The organism is Actinomadura sp. J1-007 (assembly GCF_009793335.1).
Classification (GTDB): Bacteria; Actinomycetota; Actinomycetes; order Streptosporangiales; family Streptosporangiaceae; genus Spirillospora; species Spirillospora yumaensis.
This window is the reverse complement of record NZ_WING01000003.1, coordinates 412,672-427,626: the sequence shown is the minus strand read 5'-3', so window position 1 is coordinate 427,626 and position 14,955 is coordinate 412,672. Positions and strand designations below refer to the sequence as shown.

General features: G+C 72.5%; 15 protein-coding genes and 3 pseudogenes. 8 read left to right on the top strand and 10 right to left on the bottom strand.

Going from position 1 to position 14,955, the window contains the following annotated elements; genetic code table 11:
• Window positions 1-647 precede the first annotated feature (647 nt).
• The 3 genes from lnt to GEV43_RS43360 all read left to right on the top strand — a co-directional run bounded on the left by lnt (window position 648) and on the right by GEV43_RS43360 (window position 3,743).
• Window positions 648-2,342: an apolipoprotein N-acyltransferase gene (gene lnt, locus GEV43_RS43370; protein ID WP_241684494.1), complete on the top strand. Its 1,695-nt coding sequence runs from the start codon at window positions 648-650 to the stop codon at window positions 2,340-2,342.
• Window positions 2,343-2,347: 5 nt separating this feature from the next.
• Entirely contained in the window at window positions 2,348-3,094 is a 747-nt protein-coding gene (locus GEV43_RS43365; RefSeq protein ID WP_160826459.1) for a polyprenol monophosphomannose synthase, read from the top strand.
• Between the two features lie 127 nt (window positions 3,095-3,221).
• On the top strand, window positions 3,222-3,743 hold the full coding sequence (locus tag GEV43_RS43360; RefSeq protein WP_164717277.1) for an FxsA family protein: 522 nt from the start codon (window positions 3,222-3,224) through the stop codon (window positions 3,741-3,743).
• Between the two features lie 130 nt (window positions 3,744-3,873).
• Here the strand turns inward: GEV43_RS43360 and GEV43_RS43355 are convergent, their stop codons facing one another.
• The 3 genes from GEV43_RS43355 to GEV43_RS43345 all read right to left on the bottom strand — a co-directional run bounded on the left by GEV43_RS43355 (window position 3,874) and on the right by GEV43_RS43345 (window position 5,612).
• Window positions 3,874-4,218 (bottom strand): RNA polymerase-binding protein RbpA, encoded by a 345-nt coding sequence (locus GEV43_RS43355; RefSeq protein WP_160827007.1) that lies wholly within the window; start codon window positions 4,216-4,218, stop codon window positions 3,874-3,876.
• 153 nt (window positions 4,219-4,371) lie between these two features.
• Entirely contained in the window at window positions 4,372-4,968 is a 597-nt protein-coding gene (locus GEV43_RS43350) for an ATP-dependent Clp protease proteolytic subunit (RefSeq protein ID WP_160826458.1), read from the bottom strand.
• Window positions 4,968-5,612, bottom strand: a complete 645-nt coding sequence (locus tag GEV43_RS43345; RefSeq protein ID WP_160826457.1) for a ClpP family protease — start codon at window positions 5,610-5,612, stop codon at window positions 4,968-4,970. The genes GEV43_RS43350 and GEV43_RS43345 overlap by 1 nt, the downstream gene beginning before the upstream one ends.
• 91 nt (window positions 5,613-5,703) lie before the next feature.
• Between GEV43_RS43345 and GEV43_RS43340 the strand changes: the two genes are divergently transcribed.
• Window positions 5,704-6,006, top strand: a complete 303-nt coding sequence (locus GEV43_RS43340) for a type II toxin-antitoxin system Phd/YefM family antitoxin (RefSeq protein ID WP_160826456.1) — start codon at window positions 5,704-5,706, stop codon at window positions 6,004-6,006.
• A gap of 83 nt (window positions 6,007-6,089) precedes the next feature.
• On the opposite strand, the gene GEV43_RS56805 is transcribed toward GEV43_RS43340, so the two are convergent.
• Both GEV43_RS56805 and GEV43_RS56800 read right to left on the bottom strand, forming a co-directional pair.
• Window positions 6,090-6,416: a glycerophosphodiester phosphodiesterase family protein gene (locus GEV43_RS56805; protein ID WP_375539147.1), complete on the bottom strand. Its 327-nt coding sequence runs from the start codon at window positions 6,414-6,416 to the stop codon at window positions 6,090-6,092.
• Between the two features lie 268 nt (window positions 6,417-6,684).
• Window positions 6,685-6,804: pseudogene (locus GEV43_RS56800) on the bottom strand (glycerophosphodiester phosphodiesterase); the annotation flags it as partial.
• 204 nt (window positions 6,805-7,008) lie between these two features.
• Here GEV43_RS56800 and GEV43_RS43330 point away from each other — a divergent pair.
• Both GEV43_RS43330 and GEV43_RS54375 read left to right on the top strand, forming a co-directional pair.
• The gene (locus GEV43_RS43330) at window positions 7,009-7,230 is read left to right on the top strand and encodes an EF-hand domain-containing protein (RefSeq protein WP_164717276.1); all 222 of its coding nucleotides are present in this window, start codon (window positions 7,009-7,011) and stop codon (window positions 7,228-7,230) included.
• Between the two features lie 218 nt (window positions 7,231-7,448).
• Window positions 7,449-7,571, top strand: coding sequence for a hypothetical protein (locus GEV43_RS54375; protein WP_302931444.1), 123 nt, complete (start codon window positions 7,449-7,451; stop codon window positions 7,569-7,571).
• A 25-nt stretch (window positions 7,572-7,596) separates the two neighbouring features.
• On the opposite strand, the gene GEV43_RS43325 is transcribed toward GEV43_RS54375, so the two are convergent.
• Both GEV43_RS43325 and GEV43_RS43320 read right to left on the bottom strand, forming a co-directional pair.
• Entirely contained in the window at window positions 7,597-8,178 is a 582-nt protein-coding gene (locus GEV43_RS43325) for an RNA methyltransferase (protein WP_160826454.1), read from the bottom strand.
• Entirely contained in the window at window positions 8,175-8,789 is a 615-nt protein-coding gene (locus tag GEV43_RS43320; protein WP_160826453.1) for a methyltransferase, read from the bottom strand. Before GEV43_RS43320 ends, GEV43_RS43325 begins: the two co-directional genes overlap by 4 nt.
• A 102-nt stretch (window positions 8,790-8,891) precedes the next feature.
• Between GEV43_RS43320 and GEV43_RS56795 the strand changes: the two are divergent.
• Window positions 8,892-9,419, top strand: a pseudogene (locus tag GEV43_RS56795) (rhomboid-like protein); the annotation flags it as partial.
• A 294-nt stretch (window positions 9,420-9,713) separates the two neighbouring features.
• Here GEV43_RS56795 and GEV43_RS43310 read toward each other — a convergent pair.
• The 3 genes and pseudogenes from GEV43_RS43310 to GEV43_RS43300 all read right to left on the bottom strand — a co-directional run bounded on the left by GEV43_RS43310 (window position 9,714) and on the right by GEV43_RS43300 (window position 12,776).
• Window positions 9,714-10,661, bottom strand: coding sequence for a VWA domain-containing protein (locus GEV43_RS43310; protein WP_160826451.1), 948 nt, complete (start codon window positions 10,659-10,661; stop codon window positions 9,714-9,716).
• A pseudogene (locus tag GEV43_RS43305) lies at window positions 10,658-11,679 on the bottom strand (DUF58 domain-containing protein). Before GEV43_RS43305 ends, GEV43_RS43310 begins: the two are co-directional and overlap by 4 nt.
• A 176-nt stretch (window positions 11,680-11,855) precedes the next feature.
• Entirely contained in the window at window positions 11,856-12,776 is a 921-nt protein-coding gene (locus tag GEV43_RS43300) for a MoxR family ATPase (protein WP_160827006.1), read from the bottom strand.
• A gap of 1,808 nt (window positions 12,777-14,584) precedes the next feature.
• Here GEV43_RS43300 and GEV43_RS52750 point away from each other — a divergent pair.
• A complete protein-coding gene (locus tag GEV43_RS52750) occupies window positions 14,585-14,953 on the top strand; it encodes a LysE family translocator (protein ID WP_241684491.1) in 369 nt (122 codons plus the stop codon).
• The last annotated feature ends 2 nt before the right edge of the window (window positions 14,954-14,955 follow it).

Here is a 14,955-nt window from a genome sequence, read left to right as displayed (position 1 = left end):
CGCGGGACGGCTGTTGCCGGTGTGCCGCCGGGGATTTCCGGAGAAGGCTCGATCATGGCTCCGACCTGGTGAAACAGGGAGTCGCCGCAGGGCATGCGGCGGTTGACAAGGACGTGGAAGTCGGTAGTTTTGCTTGCAGTCCAGCACGGGACTCACCGATCGGCCGCTCCAGGCGCCACCGGACACCGCGCCGCGACGGGGGCGAGAGCGGGATTTCCACCGGATTCCCCGTCCGAGCCAGTGCGGCGACCGGCCGCCGCGTCGGAGCGGAGCCGCCCGATCGCGCGGGGGGTTGGACCCGGGAAGGGCCCGGACATCCAGTAGAAAACGGAGCACTGTTCTCACCGCCTGTGGGACGACTCCGGCCCGACGGATGTCACGGGCCCTCTTCCGCGCCTTCCAGGCCACCGCTTCCACGCCGCTCCACGCCGCTCCGGGGGCGCCGCCGAGCCGATGGCCCTCCCTTCCTCGTGCACCTGGCCCGCCCTCCCGTTCACAGGCGGAGCGAATGAACGACAATGGGCCAGGTCAGTCGCGGTCGGTCCCGGCCTACGGGGGCGCGGCCGCCGGCGATCATCGAATGGTCGCTCCGGAGGGCCCGGGCCGGTAGCGTTCCCGCCAGTGGCCCGAACGAACGAGGTGGCGAGTTGGCGCAGGAGACGCTCCCGGAACGGCCGCCGGCCGCCGAGCCGGCGGACGGCCGCGCCCGCCCGCCGCGAACGGTCCGCGCCGCCGCCTGGCTGAGGGCCGGAGGCCGCGCCGGATGGCCCCGCACCCTGACCGCCCTCGCCGCCGGCCTCGTCATGTGGCTGGCGTTCCCGCCCGCCGACCTGACCCCGCTCGCGCCGCTCGGCGTCGCCGCGCTCACCCTCGCGCTGCGCGGCCTGGGCGCCCGCACCGGCGCGTGGCTCGGCTTCGTGTCCGGCGCCGCGTTCTTCATCCCCGTCCTCGACGGCATCGTCAAGATCGGCCCGGACGGCTGGATCCTGCTCAGCCTCGTCCAGGCCCTCTACTTCGTCCCCCTCGGCGCCGGCGTCGCCCTGGTCGCCCGGCTCCCCGGCTGGCCCGTCTGGACCGCCGCGCTCTGGGTCGCGGAGGAGTACCTGCGCGGCCGGGTGCCGTTCGGCGGGTTCCCCTGGGCGCGGCTCGCGTTCAGCCAGACCGCCACCCCGCTCACGCCGTACGCCTCGCTCGGCGGCGCCCCGTTCGTCACCTTCCTCACCGCCCTGGTCGCGGCGCTCGCCGCGTACGGCGCGCTCGCCGTCTGGCGCGCCCGCCCCCGCCCCGCCGCGCCCGCCACCGGAACCGACGCGCCCACGCCGGCCGCCGACGGAGGCACGCCCCACGGACCGCAGGGCGCCAGGAAGGCGATCAAGCCCGTGGCCATCGCCGCGGCCGCCATCGCGGCGATCATCGGCGGGGGACTGGCGCTCCCCACGCCGACCGACGGCAGGCCCGTCACGGTCGCGGTCGTCCAGGGCAACGTCCCGCGCCTCGGCCTCGACTTCCAGGGCCAGCGCGAGGCCGTCCTCAACAACCACGTCGCCCGCACCCACGAGCTGGCCCAGCGGGTCCGCGCCGGGAAGCTCGCCAAGCCCGAGCTCGTCGTCTGGCCCGAGAACGCCAGCGACGTCGACCCCTACAGCGACCCCGAGGCGTACGGCCGCATCGACGGGGCGGTCAAGGACATCGGGGTCCCCGTCCTCGTCGGCGCCCTCACCGACACCCCCGACGGCGAGAAGGTCGAGAACCGCGGCATCGTCTGGGACCCGCGCACCGGCCCCGGCGACTACTACGTCAAGCGCCACCCGGTGCCGTTCGGCGAGTACATCCCGTTCCGCGACATCCTCACCAAGCTGATCACCCGGTTCGAGCGCGTTCCGCGCGACTTCGCCAAGGGCACCCGCAGCGGCGTCATGGGTCTCGGTCCGATCACGATCGGCGACGTCATCTGCTTCGAGGTGGCCTACGACGAGGAGGTCCGCGACGTCGCGGGCGGGCAGGTCCTGGTCGTCCAGACCAACAACGCCACCTACGGCCGGACGAGCCTGCCGCCGCAGCAGATCGCCATGTCCCGGCTGCGCGCCGTGGAACATGGCCGTACGATCTTGGTGGCGGCGACCAGCGGCATCAGCGCGATCGTCGCCCCGGACGGGCGGATGGTCGCGCGGTCGCGGGAGTTCGTGCCCGACATCCAGGTCGCGCGCGTCCCCGCCCGCACATCGCGTACGCTGTCCGACCGGTTGGGCGCCCTCCCGGAGTGGACGCTCGCCGCGCTGGCGCTGGGGGCGGCCGGTGCGGCCGCATGGTCAGCACGCAGGAAGCAGAACGAGGGGAACTGACACCGATGGAGATCCCAGCCGACCTCGGCCGGGTGCTCGTGATCATCCCGACGTACAACGAGCGGGAGAACATCGAGGACATCACCCGCCGAGTGCGCGAGGCCACCCCGTCGGTGGACGTGCTGGTCGTCGACGACAACAGCCCCGACGGCACCGGCGACCTCGCCGACGCCCTGGCGGAGGCGGACGAGCGCGTCAAGGTGCTGCACCGCACCGGCAAGAGCGGCCTCGGCACCGCCTACATCGCCGGTTTCCGCTGGGCCGCCGAGCACGGCTACGACGTCATGGTCGAGATGGACGCCGACGGCTCGCACCAGCCCGAGGAGCTGCCGCGGCTGCTGTCGGCCCTGGAGGACGCCGACCTCGTCATCGGGGCCCGCTGGGTGCCCGGCGGCCGGGTCCGCAACTGGCCGAAGCGGCGCGAGGCCCTCTCCCGCGGCGCCAACACCTACGCCCGCCTCATCCTCGGCATCCCCATCCACGACGCCACCGGCGGCTACCGCGCCTTCCGCGCCGCCACCCTCGACAAGATCGGCCTCGACGGCGTCAACTCCCGCGGCTACTGCTTCCAGATCGACCTCGCCCTGCGCGCCCTGCGCGAGGGCCTGCGGGTCGTGGAGGTCCCGATCACCTTCGTCGACCGCGCCCACGGCGTCAGCAAGATGAGCCGCGACGTCGTCGCCGAGTCCATGTGGCGGGTCACCGAGTGGGGCGTCAACGACCGGCTGGACCGCCTCCGCGCACGCCGCTGACCGGCGCTCCCCGGCGGGCTCTGCGCCCTGGGCGGAACGGCCCGCCCGCGCCGCCGCCGGGGAAACGTTCGGGGCGCCGGGGGCGTTGAGAAAGGCAGAGGTCACACCGCTACGCGAAGATGGAGCCATGCTGCCGCTCGTTATGGTCCTGGCGTTCCTGCTGACGCCGGTCCTGGAGATCTACCTGCTCGTCCAGCTCGGGCAGGTGATCGGCGGCTGGTGGACGGTGCTGCTCCTGCTCGCCGAGACCCTGCTCGGCGTCTGGATCGTCCGCCGCGAGGGCCGCCGCGCCTGGCGCGCGTTGCAGGAGACCCTGCAACGCGGCGTCATGCCCGAGAAGGAGATCGCGGACGCCGCGCTCGTGCTGTCGGGAGGCGTCCTCATCGTCGTCCCCGGCCTGATCACCGACGTCGTCGGCCTGGTGTTCGTGCTGCCGTTCACCCGGCCGCTCGTACGGTCGCTGATGTCCCGCTGGGCCGCGCGCCGAGTCCGGCAGGCGGAGGCCCGCGGCGTCGGCCCGATGTTCCCGCCCGGCCTCGGCCCGTTCGGGCCGCAGGGACGCGATGAGGGCTCCGCGGGCGTCGGCGTCCCCAAGGGCCCGGTCGTCCGCGGCGAGGTCGTCGACGAGGACCCGCCCAAGAACCCCTGACCACCGCCATCGGCCACCCCCGCCCCGCAGTCCGGGACGGGGGTGGCCGGGGCTGAGACGGGCGTGGGCGTACGAACGGGCCCGCACCGCCGTGGCGGTACGGGCCCGTCCCCCAAAAGCCCTCAGTCGATCATGCGGTCTTCCTGCGGCCAGCCCGCAGGATCGCCAGGCGCTCGGCGAGGACCTCTTCGAGGTCCTCGAGCGTCCGGCGCTCCATGAGCATGTCCCAGTGGGTACGCGGCGGCTTCCCCTTCTTGGCTTGGGGAAGTTCGCCGTCGACCCGCAGGGCCGTGGCGCCGCAGCTGCGGCATTCCCAGGTCATCGGCACCTCGGCCTCAGCCGCGAGCGTCACGGTGAACCGGTGGCCCTTCGTGCAGGTATAGTCCACCTCTTGCCGAGGGGCCAGATCGGTGTTGCGATCGTTCTCGTAGCTCGTCGCTCCGAGTCGGGTGCCGCGAAGTGCGCGCTCGGCCATCGTCACGTGCCTCCCAGACGGCTTGCGTTCTCGTCCTGACCAACGCTGTTGACCGTCACAAGATTCCCGTCCCCGGCCCGATCCAACCCTGCTCTTTGCGGCCCGCACGCGCCACCGGCGGGAAACCCGCGCCCGCCGTTCCCGGCGGGGTTCTCAGCGGGTGGTGAGGACCGCGTCGATCAGCCCGTAGTCCTTGGCCTCCTCCGCCGTGAAGTAGCGTTCGCGGTCGAGGTCCCGGCGCACGGTGTCCTGGTCGCGGCCCGTCGCCTCGGCGAGCATCGCCTCCATCTGGTCCCGCAGCCGCAGCACCTCCCGGGCCTGGATCTCCAGGTCGCTGGACTGGCCCCGGGAGACGTCGATCGCCGGTTCGTGCAGCAGGATCCGGGCGTTGGCGAGGGCCCCGCGCCGGCCCCGCGTGCCGACGGCCAGCAGGATCGCCGCCGCCGATCCGGCCTGCCCGACGCACGTGGTCTCGACCTCCGGCTTGATGTAGAGCATGGTGTCGGCGATCGCCATCATGGAGGTCAGCGACCCGCCGGGCGAGTTGATGTACAGGGAGATCGGCCGGTCGGGGTCCATGCCCTCCAGGGCCAGCATCTGGGCGGTGACGTCGTTGGCGCTGGTGTCGTCGACGGGCGTGCCGAGCCAGATGATGCGTTCCTCGAACAGCTTGTTGTAGGGCGAGCTCTCCTTGACCCCGTACGAGGTCCGCTCCACGAACGACGGGAGCACGTAGCGGGCCTCGGCCATCACGACCCCACCCGGTCGGTGCTCTCGACCACGTGGTCGACGAAGCCGTACTCGCGGGCCTGCTCGGCGGTGAACCAGCGGTCCCGGTCGCCGTCGGCCTCGATCTTCTCGATCGGCTGGCCGGTGTGGAACGCGGTCCGCTCGGCCAGGGTCCGCTTGAGGTAGAGCGACTGCTCGGCCTGGATCTTGATGTCGGACGCGGTGCCGCCGATGCCGCCGTGCGGCTGGTGCATCATCACCCGGGCGTGCCGGAGCGCGTACCGCTTGCCCGCGGTGCCCGCGCACAGCAGCGTCTGCCCCATGGACGCGGCCATGCCCATCGCGACGGTCGAGATGTCGTTCGGGACGAACTGCATCATGTCGTAGATCGCCATTCCGGCGTCCACGACGCCCCCGGGCGAGTTGATGTAGATCGTGATGTCCCGGCGGGCGTCCTGCGCGGCCAGCAGCAGGAGCTGCCCGTTGACCCGGTTGGCGACCTCGTCGTCGATCTCCTGGCCGAGGAACACGATCCGCTGCGCCAGGAGCCGTTCGTAGAGCTGCGCCTGCGCCAGCACCGGGGCCTCCGCCACCCGGGCCGTCGACCTGCCCACGTACGTCTCCGGCTGGAACCGCCCGAACTCGGGCCTTGGCTCTTCCCGCATGAACCCTCCTTGGTCAGAATAGGTAGAGCGTACATTTTGAGTGCTTGCCGCGGCGAGGGGGCGGGGGCGGCGTTCGCTATAGGATGAACGTGTGGAAATCGCGGTGACCAAGGCCCGGAAGATCTTCGCCGAGCTGCTCAACCGGGTCATCTATGGCGGTGAGGAGGTCGTGCTCACCCGCCATGGCAAGCCGGTGGCGGCGCTCGTCACGGCCGACGACCTGGAACTGCTCCGCCAGGTGCGGGCGGCGCGGATCGACCTCAGGTCGGCCTCGGCGCCCGCGGTCGACGACGGGACGCGGCAGCCGCCGGAGAGCTCCCCGCTGCGCATCGCGGCCCACTACCGCCCTCCGGGCCCGTCCGGCCCGCAGCGCCCGCCCGGCTTCGGCCGCTGACGCGAACGTCCATGGGAGCCGTTCCCGGGCTCCGGTGATCCATGCCCGGCGGGCGTCCGCGATGTTGGCGGGGGAGGGGCCGTTCAGGACGCGGTGGGCTGGGGCCAGAGGTCGCGGGCGGCCATGACGTGGCGGAGGGTGACCAGCTCGTCGGTCATGATGCCGTCGATGCCGAGGTCGAGGAGCCGGTCCATCGGGCCGGGCTCGTTGACCGTCCAGGCGTGCACCTTGAGGCCCAGCTCGTGCGCGTGCGCGATGAACGACTCGGTGACGAACGGGACGGGCCCGAGGCCGTAGGGGACCTGGGCGCAGGCGACGCCGGTGGCGGCGAGGCGCACGAGCTTCGCCGTCGGCCCGCCGTACGACCTCGCGCGCAGCGCCATCACGCCGCGGGGCCGAGGGCCGTGCACACGTCCTGGTCGGTGAACAGCGGGAGCCGTGCGCGCATCTGGGCCAGCCGCCGGGTCGAGAACGAGGTGATGCAGACCCGGTTCCAGGCGTTGGTGCGGTGCAGGGCCGCGGCCAGGGGGCCGATGACGGGGGCGTCCTTGATGTCGATGTTGACGCGTGCGTCGGGCCAGGCGCCGAGGATGTCCTCCAGGCGGGGATGGGCTCCAGACCGCCGATGCGGGCCTTGGCGACCTCGGCGTAGGGGAGGCGGGCGATGGCGCCGGTGCGGTCGGTGACGCGGTCGAGGGTGCGGTCGTGGAACGCCACGACGACGCCGTCGGCGGTGGCGTGGGCGTCGGTCTCCAGGTAGCGGTAGCCGAGCTCGCGGGCGCGCTGGAACGCGGCCATGGAGTTCTCGGGACGGCCTCCCGCGCCGCCCCGGTGGGCGAACGGGATCGGTCCCGGATGGTCGAGGAATTCGTACGAGCGCGGCACTCACCCGATTATGGCGGGCCACCGCGCCTCCCGCGATCCAGGGGCAACCTTACAATGTCAAGGCGGTCGGCCGAGTGCTATCGTCCTCGCACTCATCAACGACGAGAGGTGGCTCCCGTGGCCGACGTGAACGAGTACAAGGCGACCTTCGAGATGGTCGACACCGACGGGGACGGCTACGTCTCGACGTCCGAGCTGAAGGGCCTGATGCGCGCGCTCGGCCAGGAGATCAGCGACACCCGCGCCGTCGAGGTCGTGGTCGCCGCGGACCAGAACCACGACGGCAAGGTGTCCCTGGAGGAGTTCGCGGCCCTCATGGAGCAGCACAAGCACGCGTGACGCCGGCCCTGGCGTCGTAGTCGCTCCGGGCGTCACCGGCCGCGGCTCGCGGTCATCGATACGCGCGCAGGAACTCCCGCAGGAATTCGCGCAGATCGTCCGCCAGCAGGTCGGGCACCTCCAGCGCGAGGAAGCGGCCGCCGCGGTGGAACTCGGTCCAGTGCGCTGCCGACCCGCGCTGATGCCGGCCGTACTATTTCGGGCTTCTGGACGCCGACATGACGGTGGACGGCCCGCCTGAACTCGTGGCCGAGCTCGCGAGACTCGCCGACCGCTGCTGCATGCTGAGCCGGTTCGGCGCCCGCGTCGGCGCCGTCATGTTGGCGTTGCCTGAGTGCTGAGGCCGTTGTGTGGGCTAGGCGGTGGTCAGGGGGTGGTCCATTCGCGGCGGCGGGCTTCGGCCAGGGCTACGGCTGTGGCCACGGCGACGTTGAGGGAGCCGACGCGGCCGATCTGGGGGATGTAGGCGACGGCGTCGGCGGCGGCGAGGAGGGCGGGGGAGCAGCCGTGGTCCTCGCCGCCGACGGCGAGGCAGACGTCGCCGTCGAGAGGGGCCTCGTGCAGGGGAACGGCGTCGGTGGTGAGTTCGATGGCGACGAGGCGGAGGCCCTGCTTGCGGATCGCCGCGGCGGCCTCGGCGGGCGTGCCGGCGTGTTCCCAGGGGACGAGCCGTTCGGTGCCGAGGGCGGTCTTGCTGACGTTGCGGTGGGTCGGGGGAGTGGCGTTGCCGGCGAGCCACAGGTGCTCGACGCCGAAGACGGCGGCGCTGCGGATGATCGAGCCCATGTTGAACGGCTGGGTGACCGATTCGACGAGGAGGCCGAGGCGGTCGCACGTGCGGCGGCGCCAGTCGCGGTTGAGGCGCTTGACGTCGGTGGGGCGCAGCTGCCTGCGGCCCTGCGCCGGCTCTGACGGTTCGCCGGGGCGGCCGGGCTGCGGGGTGCTCATCGGGGCTGACCTTCCGTGCGGGCGGAGACGGCGAGGACTCGGTAGGCGGACCTGGAGGCGATCCGCTCGGTGGGGAAGCCCTGGTCGTTCAGCCACCGCTGGAGGGAGTCGGAGCCGAGGTGCTTCTGGACGACGAGGTGGGCGAGGCCGGTGGGGGTGAGGCGGGGGAGCCAGGTGAGGAGGAGGTCGTGCAGGGCGCTCTTGCCGATGCGGATCGGGGGGTTGGACCAGATCGCGTCGAAGCGGGCGCCGGCGTCGATCTCCTCCGCCAGTACGAACCTTACATTGTCAAGGTCGGCGGCTTGAGAGTTTTCCACAGCCAAATCCAGCGCTCGCTGATTCACGTCAACGCCCCATACACTCGCCCGAGGCGAGCGGCGAGCCATGGTGAGGGCGATCGGGCCGTAGCCGCAGCCCAGGTCGAGGAGGTCGCCTTCGGGCGGGGGAGGGGGAACGGTGTCGAGGAGGATGCGGGTGCCCGGGTCGACGCGGTCGGGCGAGAACATGCCCCGGTCGGTGGTGAGCCGCAGATGCAGGTCTCGCAGGACGAGGTCGACGGTGCCGCGGCGGCTGGCGGCCTCGGGCCGTTCGGCGAAGTAGTGATCCCCCACGTCGGCCGACCGTATCAGCGTCCGGTGAGTGTCGGTGCCGGGCGGCGGGTGCGCGGGGTGGGAAGGTGCCGGTGACGACGGGTCCATGAGCGCGGGGGCGTGATGGTCGTTGCGTGTGCGGTGGTCGTGGCGCTGGCGTGGTACGCGCTGTGCGGGCTCGGCGTGTGGTGGGAGCGCGCGGCCGTCCTGGTGGAGCGGTGGTCACCGCGTACGCGGGCGTTGCACGCGTGGGTGCTGTCGGCGCCGGCGACGTTCGTCTACATCGCGGTGTTCACGGCGTCGACGCTGGTGCAGGTGTCGGCGCCGCCGTCGCTGGTGGATCTGCTGACGACGCTGGCGAGCAGCAATCTCGCCAACCTGCATCGGGCGCCGTTGCGGGCGCTGCTGGACAGCGCGCTGTGGGTGGCCGACAAGGGCGAGGGGCTGAGCCTGTACATCCTGGCGTTCGCGACGGTGGTGGCGTGGGCGGAGCGGCGGTACGGGACGCCGCGGATCATCATCGTCGGGCTGTCGGGGCACGTGCTCGGTTCGCTGCTGACGGCGCTGGTGGAGAGGCGGGCGCTGGAGACGGGGCGGGCTCCGGCGCGGCTGGCGGTGCAGACGGACGTGGGTGTCAGCTACATCATGGTGGCGGGGTGCGCGGCGGCGGTGCTGCTGATGCGGGGCCGGTGGCTGTGGGCGGGGGTGTCGGCGCTGGCGGTGGGGTGCTGGGGCCGGTGGTGTGGAGCCGTACGTTGTGGGATCTCGGGCATCTGCTGGCGACGCTGTGCGGGTTCCTGGCGGCGTTGGCGGTGTTGCGGACGGGGCCGCCTCGGCCGCCGCCGGATCTGGCGGGTTGCCTGCCGCGTCCGTCGGAGGGGTCCCGGCGCCGGGGCGCGGGCTGACCCGTCCGGGAGGCTGGCGGGGCTGGCGGAGGGCCGGGTGTCAGGGGAGGCGGGAGAACCAGGCGAGGGAGACGCCGCCGGCGGCGAGGGCGAGAAGGAGGGCGATGCCGGTGAAGCGGGCGGCGACGTCGCGGTGCTCGATCTTGAAGCCGAGGGAGCTGCCGATGTTGGCGTAGACGTCGGTGAGCTGGCCGGCGTCGGCGGCTTCGTAGGACTTGCCGTCGGTGTTGTCGGCGAGGGTGCGCAGGGTCTCCTTGTTGACCGAGACGCTGGTGGTCTCGCCTTCGATGTCGACGGTGCCGTAGGGGGTGCCGAACGCGATGGTGGAGACGGGGATGTGGGCGGCGCGGCTGGCGTCGATGGCTTCCTGGACGGTGCGGCCGGTGGTGTTGTCCCCGTCGGACAGCAGGACGATGTGGGCGGGTGGCGGGTCCTGGCTGGCCTGGGCGTCGAAGGAGCGTACGCCTTGGAGGGAGGTGAAGACGGCTTCGCCGATGGCGGTGCGTTTGGCGAGGACGAGCTGGTCGATGGAGGCGGTGGCGGCCTCGCGGTCGGCGGAGGGGGCGGAGACGAGGTTGGCGTTGCCGGCGAAGGAGACGACGCCGACGTTGAAGCGGGAGGGCAGGTCGCGGATGAACTTCTTGGCGGCGGACTTGGCGGCTTCGAAGCGGGTGGGGGGGACGTCCTTGGCCATCATCGAGAGGGAGACGTCGATGGCGACCATGACGGTGGCGCGGTCGCGGGGGACCTTGACGGAGCTGGCGGGGCGGGCGAAGCCGACCATCATGAGGATGATCATGGCGAGGAAGAGGAGGGCGGCGACGTGGCGGCGCCAGCCGGGCCGTTTGGGGGCGACCTGGGCGAGGAGGGAGAGGTTGGTGAAGCGGACGGCGTACTGGCGGCGGCGCATCTGGAGGATGATGTAGGCGCCGGCGAGGAGGGGGACGAGGGCGAGGAGCCAGAGGCGTTCGGGTGACAGGAAGGTCATGCCGGCCCCCCGGGTGCGGCGGTGCCGGCGCTGACGGGTCGTCCGGCGGCGCGGCGCTGGCGGAGGGCGAAGCGGGCGATGTCGGCGATCCAGTCGCGGTCGGTGCGGAGGACGAGGTGGTGGGCGCCGCAGCGGCGGAGTGCTTCGCGGGTGCGGAGGCGTTGTGCGGCGGCGGCTTCGGCGTAGGCCTTGCGGACGCGTTTGTTGAGGACGATCTCGTGGACGGCGCCGGTTTCGGGGTCGGTCATCTCGACGAGGCCGATGTCGGGGAGGTCGAGTTCGCGGGGGTCGATGATCTCGACGGCGAGGACCTGGTGGCGGGTGGCGAGGCGGCGCAGGGGCCGTTCCCAGGCGGGTGGTGTGGCGGCGTCGGTGGTGGTGTCGAGGAAGTCGGAGATGACGACGCGGAGGCCGCGGCGGGTCTGGCCGCGGTGCAGGGAGGTGAGGCCGGTGGTGAGGCCGTCGGGGCGGGGGCGTGGGGGTGGCGTTCGTCGCCTGAGGGGGTGTCGAGGACGGTGTGGAGGAGGCGGTAGAGGTTGGCTTTGCCGGTGCGGGCGGGCCAGCGGCGGAGGCCGTCGTTGTGGAGGAGGTAGGCGCCGACGCGGTCGCCGAGGCGGACGGTGAGGAAGCCGACGGCGGCGAGGGCGGCGACGGCGAGTTCGCGTTTGACGCGGTCGGCGGTGCCGAAGTCCATGCTGGGGGTGATGTCGACGAGGGCCCAGGCTTCGAGTTCGTGGTCGGCGATGATGTCGCGGACGTGGGGGGTGGTGGTGCGTGCGGTGACGGCCCAGTCCATGTGGCGGACGTCGTCTTCGCCGGGTTGGTAGAGGCGGGCTTCGGCGAGTTCGGTGCCGGGTCCGGGGATGAGGCCGAGGTGTTCGCCGTTGAGGAGGCCGTCGAGGCGTCGGGTGACGGAGAGTTCGAGGCGGCGCAGGGTGCGTTCGGGGGCGAGTTCGGCGATCTTGGCGTTGCGGCGTGCGGGCGGGGGCGGGGCGCCGGCGGGTTCGGGGGCGACCATGTGGGGCGCCGGATGCTGCGGCGCCGGATGCTCGGGCGTGGGTTGCTGCTGCGGGTGCTGCTGCGCCGGGTGTGGGGGTGCCGGGGCGTTCGCCGGGCCGGTGGGGCCGGGGCCGCCGGTGGGGTCGGGGCCGGGGTGCGGGTCGGGCGTGGCTGGGCCTGTCATGGGCGGTCCCGTCATCCCTGGGCTGTCGCGGTGCCGTGGTTCCAGACCACGCGGGGCGGGGGGACGGCGGTGAGGATCTGGGTGATGATGTCGCCGGTGTCGACGCCGTCGGCGAGGGCGTCGAAGGTGAGGACGACGCGGTGGGACATGACGTCGCGGGCGACGGCGCGGACGTCGTCGGGCAGGACGTAGTCGCGGCCGGAGAGCAGGGCGAGGGCGCGGGCGGCGGAGACGAGGCCGAGGGTGGCGCGGGGTGAGGCGCCGATCTCGATGACCTGGGCGAGGTCGGGGAGGCGGTACTGGTCGGGTTCGCGGGTGGCCATGACGAGGCGGACGATGTAGTCGGCGACCAGTTCGTGGACGGAGACCTCTTCGGCGGCGCGCTGGAGGGTGGCGAGGCGGTCGGTGTCGAGGATCTCGGTGGCCTCGGGCGGGTCGACGCTCATCCGCTGGAGGATCTGGAGTTCCTCGTGGGCGGCGGGGTAGCGGACGTCGATCTTCATGAGGAAGCGGTCGCGCTGGGCTTCGGGGAGGGGGTAGACGCCTTCGGACTCGATGGGGTTCTGGGTGGCGAGGACGATGAAGGGTCTCGGGAGGCGGTAGGTGTTGCCGCCGAGGGAGACCTGGCGTTCGGCCATGACCTCCAGGAGGGCGGACTGGACCTTGGCGGGGGCGCGGTTGATCTCGTCGGCGAGGACGAAGTTGACGAAGACGGGGCCGAGTTCGACGTCGAACTGCTCGGTGGAGGGGTGGTAGATGCGGGTGCCGACGATGTCGGAGGGGACGAGGTCGGGGGTGAACTGGAGGCGGGCGAAGGTGCCTCCGACGACCTGGGCGAGGGTGCCGACGGCGAGGGTCTTGGCGACGCCGGGGACGCCTTCGATGAGGCAGTGGCCTTTGGCGAGGAGCGCGACGACCATGCGCTCGACCATGTGGTCCTGGCCGACGATGACCTTCTTGACCTCGGCCACGGTGTGCTGGAGCAGGGCGGCGCCTGGTCGACATCGTGGGCGGCGATGGTCATCTGGGCGTTCCTCACTGTCCTCCGGGTGCAGGTCGGCGCCTTCCGACCCTACGCGATCACTTGTACCCCGTCGTGCGGGAGAGCTGCGTACGCGGGGGGATCGGTTTGCTCGGGGGTGGTGCGGGCCTGGGCCTGGGGGGTCGGTTTTGGGTTGTGCGTGCGGGGCCGATGCTAGGGGTGGTTGTTAGTCTGGCGGCCATGTCGAGGCCGTTGCCCCCGGGGGATCCTGCGCAGTTGGGGCCGTTCCGTCTGTCGGCGCGGTTGTCGGAGACGCCGGCGGGGATCGTGTATCTGGGGGTGGACGGGGCGGGCGCCGGGCGTCGGTGGCGGTGTTGACGCGGGGTGCGGCGGGTGACGCGGCGGCGCGTGACCGGTTCCGGGCGGCGATCGCGGCGGCGGTGCCGCGTACGGGGCGGGAGCCGGATGTGGGCCGGGTGATCCGGCGCCGGTGGTGGCGGCGTTGCTGGAGGGCCGGCGCCGTGGGTGGCGACGTCGTACGAGTCGGAGCGGGTGGGGGCGGAGCGTTTCCTGGATTCGGTGGCGTTGCAGGGGCTTTGCAGGGTCGTTCCTGGGCGGTTCGGTCGGGGCGGGCGGCGGCATGGGCCGCAGTTCCAGCCGTACTGGCTGGGGTCGGGGAGCCGGCGTTGGCGCGTCCTCCGGTGGCGCCGGTGGTGGAGCCGGGCGGGGTGGCGGTGGGGAGCGTCCTCCCGAGCGCGGGTTGGTGGGGGCGGTTCTGACGTTGGCGGCGGTGCTGGTGGCGGTGGCGTTGCTGATGATGGTGCTGTTCGCGTGTCAGCCGAAGGTGAAGGAGCCGCCGCCGTTGCCGCCGGAGCCGACGCCGACGGTGCGGGTTCCGTCGACGGGTCCGGATCCGGGGGCGACGTCGGTACCGCCGTCTCCGCCTCCGTCGCGTGCGCCGACGTCTCCGGGGTCGCCCGGTTCTCCTGGTTCGCCGAGTCCTGGGCCGTCGGGGGGCGGCGGTGACGAGGGAGATCCTGTCTGACGAGGGAGATCCTGTCTGAGCCGGATGCGGCGCCGTGGGATGCGGGGGATGCGGGGGATGCGGGGGGATGCGGGGGGATGCGGAGGATTAAGTGTTGCGGGTGGGGTGGCGCGGGTGAGCATGGGGGATGCTGGGAACTCTGATCGCTTTTGTGGGCGCGGCGGTGCTGATCGCGGTGGCGCCGGGCCGAGCACCGTCGTCATCATGCGTCAGTCGTTGCGTTCGGGCGGCGTGCGGGACTGGCGACCGTGCTGGGGAACGAGACGGGCGTGCTGGCGTGGGGTGTGGCGGCGGCGGTGGGTTGTCGGCGCTGCTGTCGGCGTCGCGGCTGGCGTATGACGGGTTCCGGATCGCGGGTGCGGTGGTGTTGGTGTGGTTCGGTGTGCGGGCGTTGCGGGAGGCGCGGCGTGGCGGGCCGGGTGGGCGGGCGTGGTGGAGCGGCTGGTTCGGGTTGTCGGGTCGTTCGCGCGGGACGCGGGCGCGGGGCGGCCGGGTTGAGGGCGAGGTTGACGGTGCGGGCGGTGCAGCGGGTGCGGGCGGTGCGGAGCGGCCGCAGGTTTTGGGCGGACCGGGGACGCGGCGGCTCTGGAGGCCGCAGGTGCGGCGAGGGACGCGGTGGGTGTGGACGCTGCGAGGGATGCAGGGAATGCGGGGGATGCGGCGGGACCGGACGCTGCGGGCGTGGGTGTGGGTGGCGTGGGAGAGGGGCGTCGTTGTGGCGATCGTTCCGGCTGGGGCTGATCACGAACTTCGCCAACCCGAAGGCGGGGGTGTTCGCGGTGTCGTTCCTGCCGCAGTTCGTGCCGCCGGGGTGGCCGGTGCTGGCGACGCTGGTGGCGTTGTCGGTGCTGTGGGCGCTGATCGACCTGCTCTGGTACGCGGTGGTGGTGTGGCTGGTCGGCGCGGCACGGCGGCTGGTGGAGCGGCCGATCGTGCGGCGGCGGCTGGAGCAGGTGTCGGGTGTGGTGCTGGTGGCCTGGGCGTACGGCTGGCGGCGGAGTCGCGCTGAGTGGCGGAGTCGCGCCGAGTGGATGGCGGCTAGGGCCTGTTTTGCGGATCTGGATCTTTGGGCTGTGGCTTGATG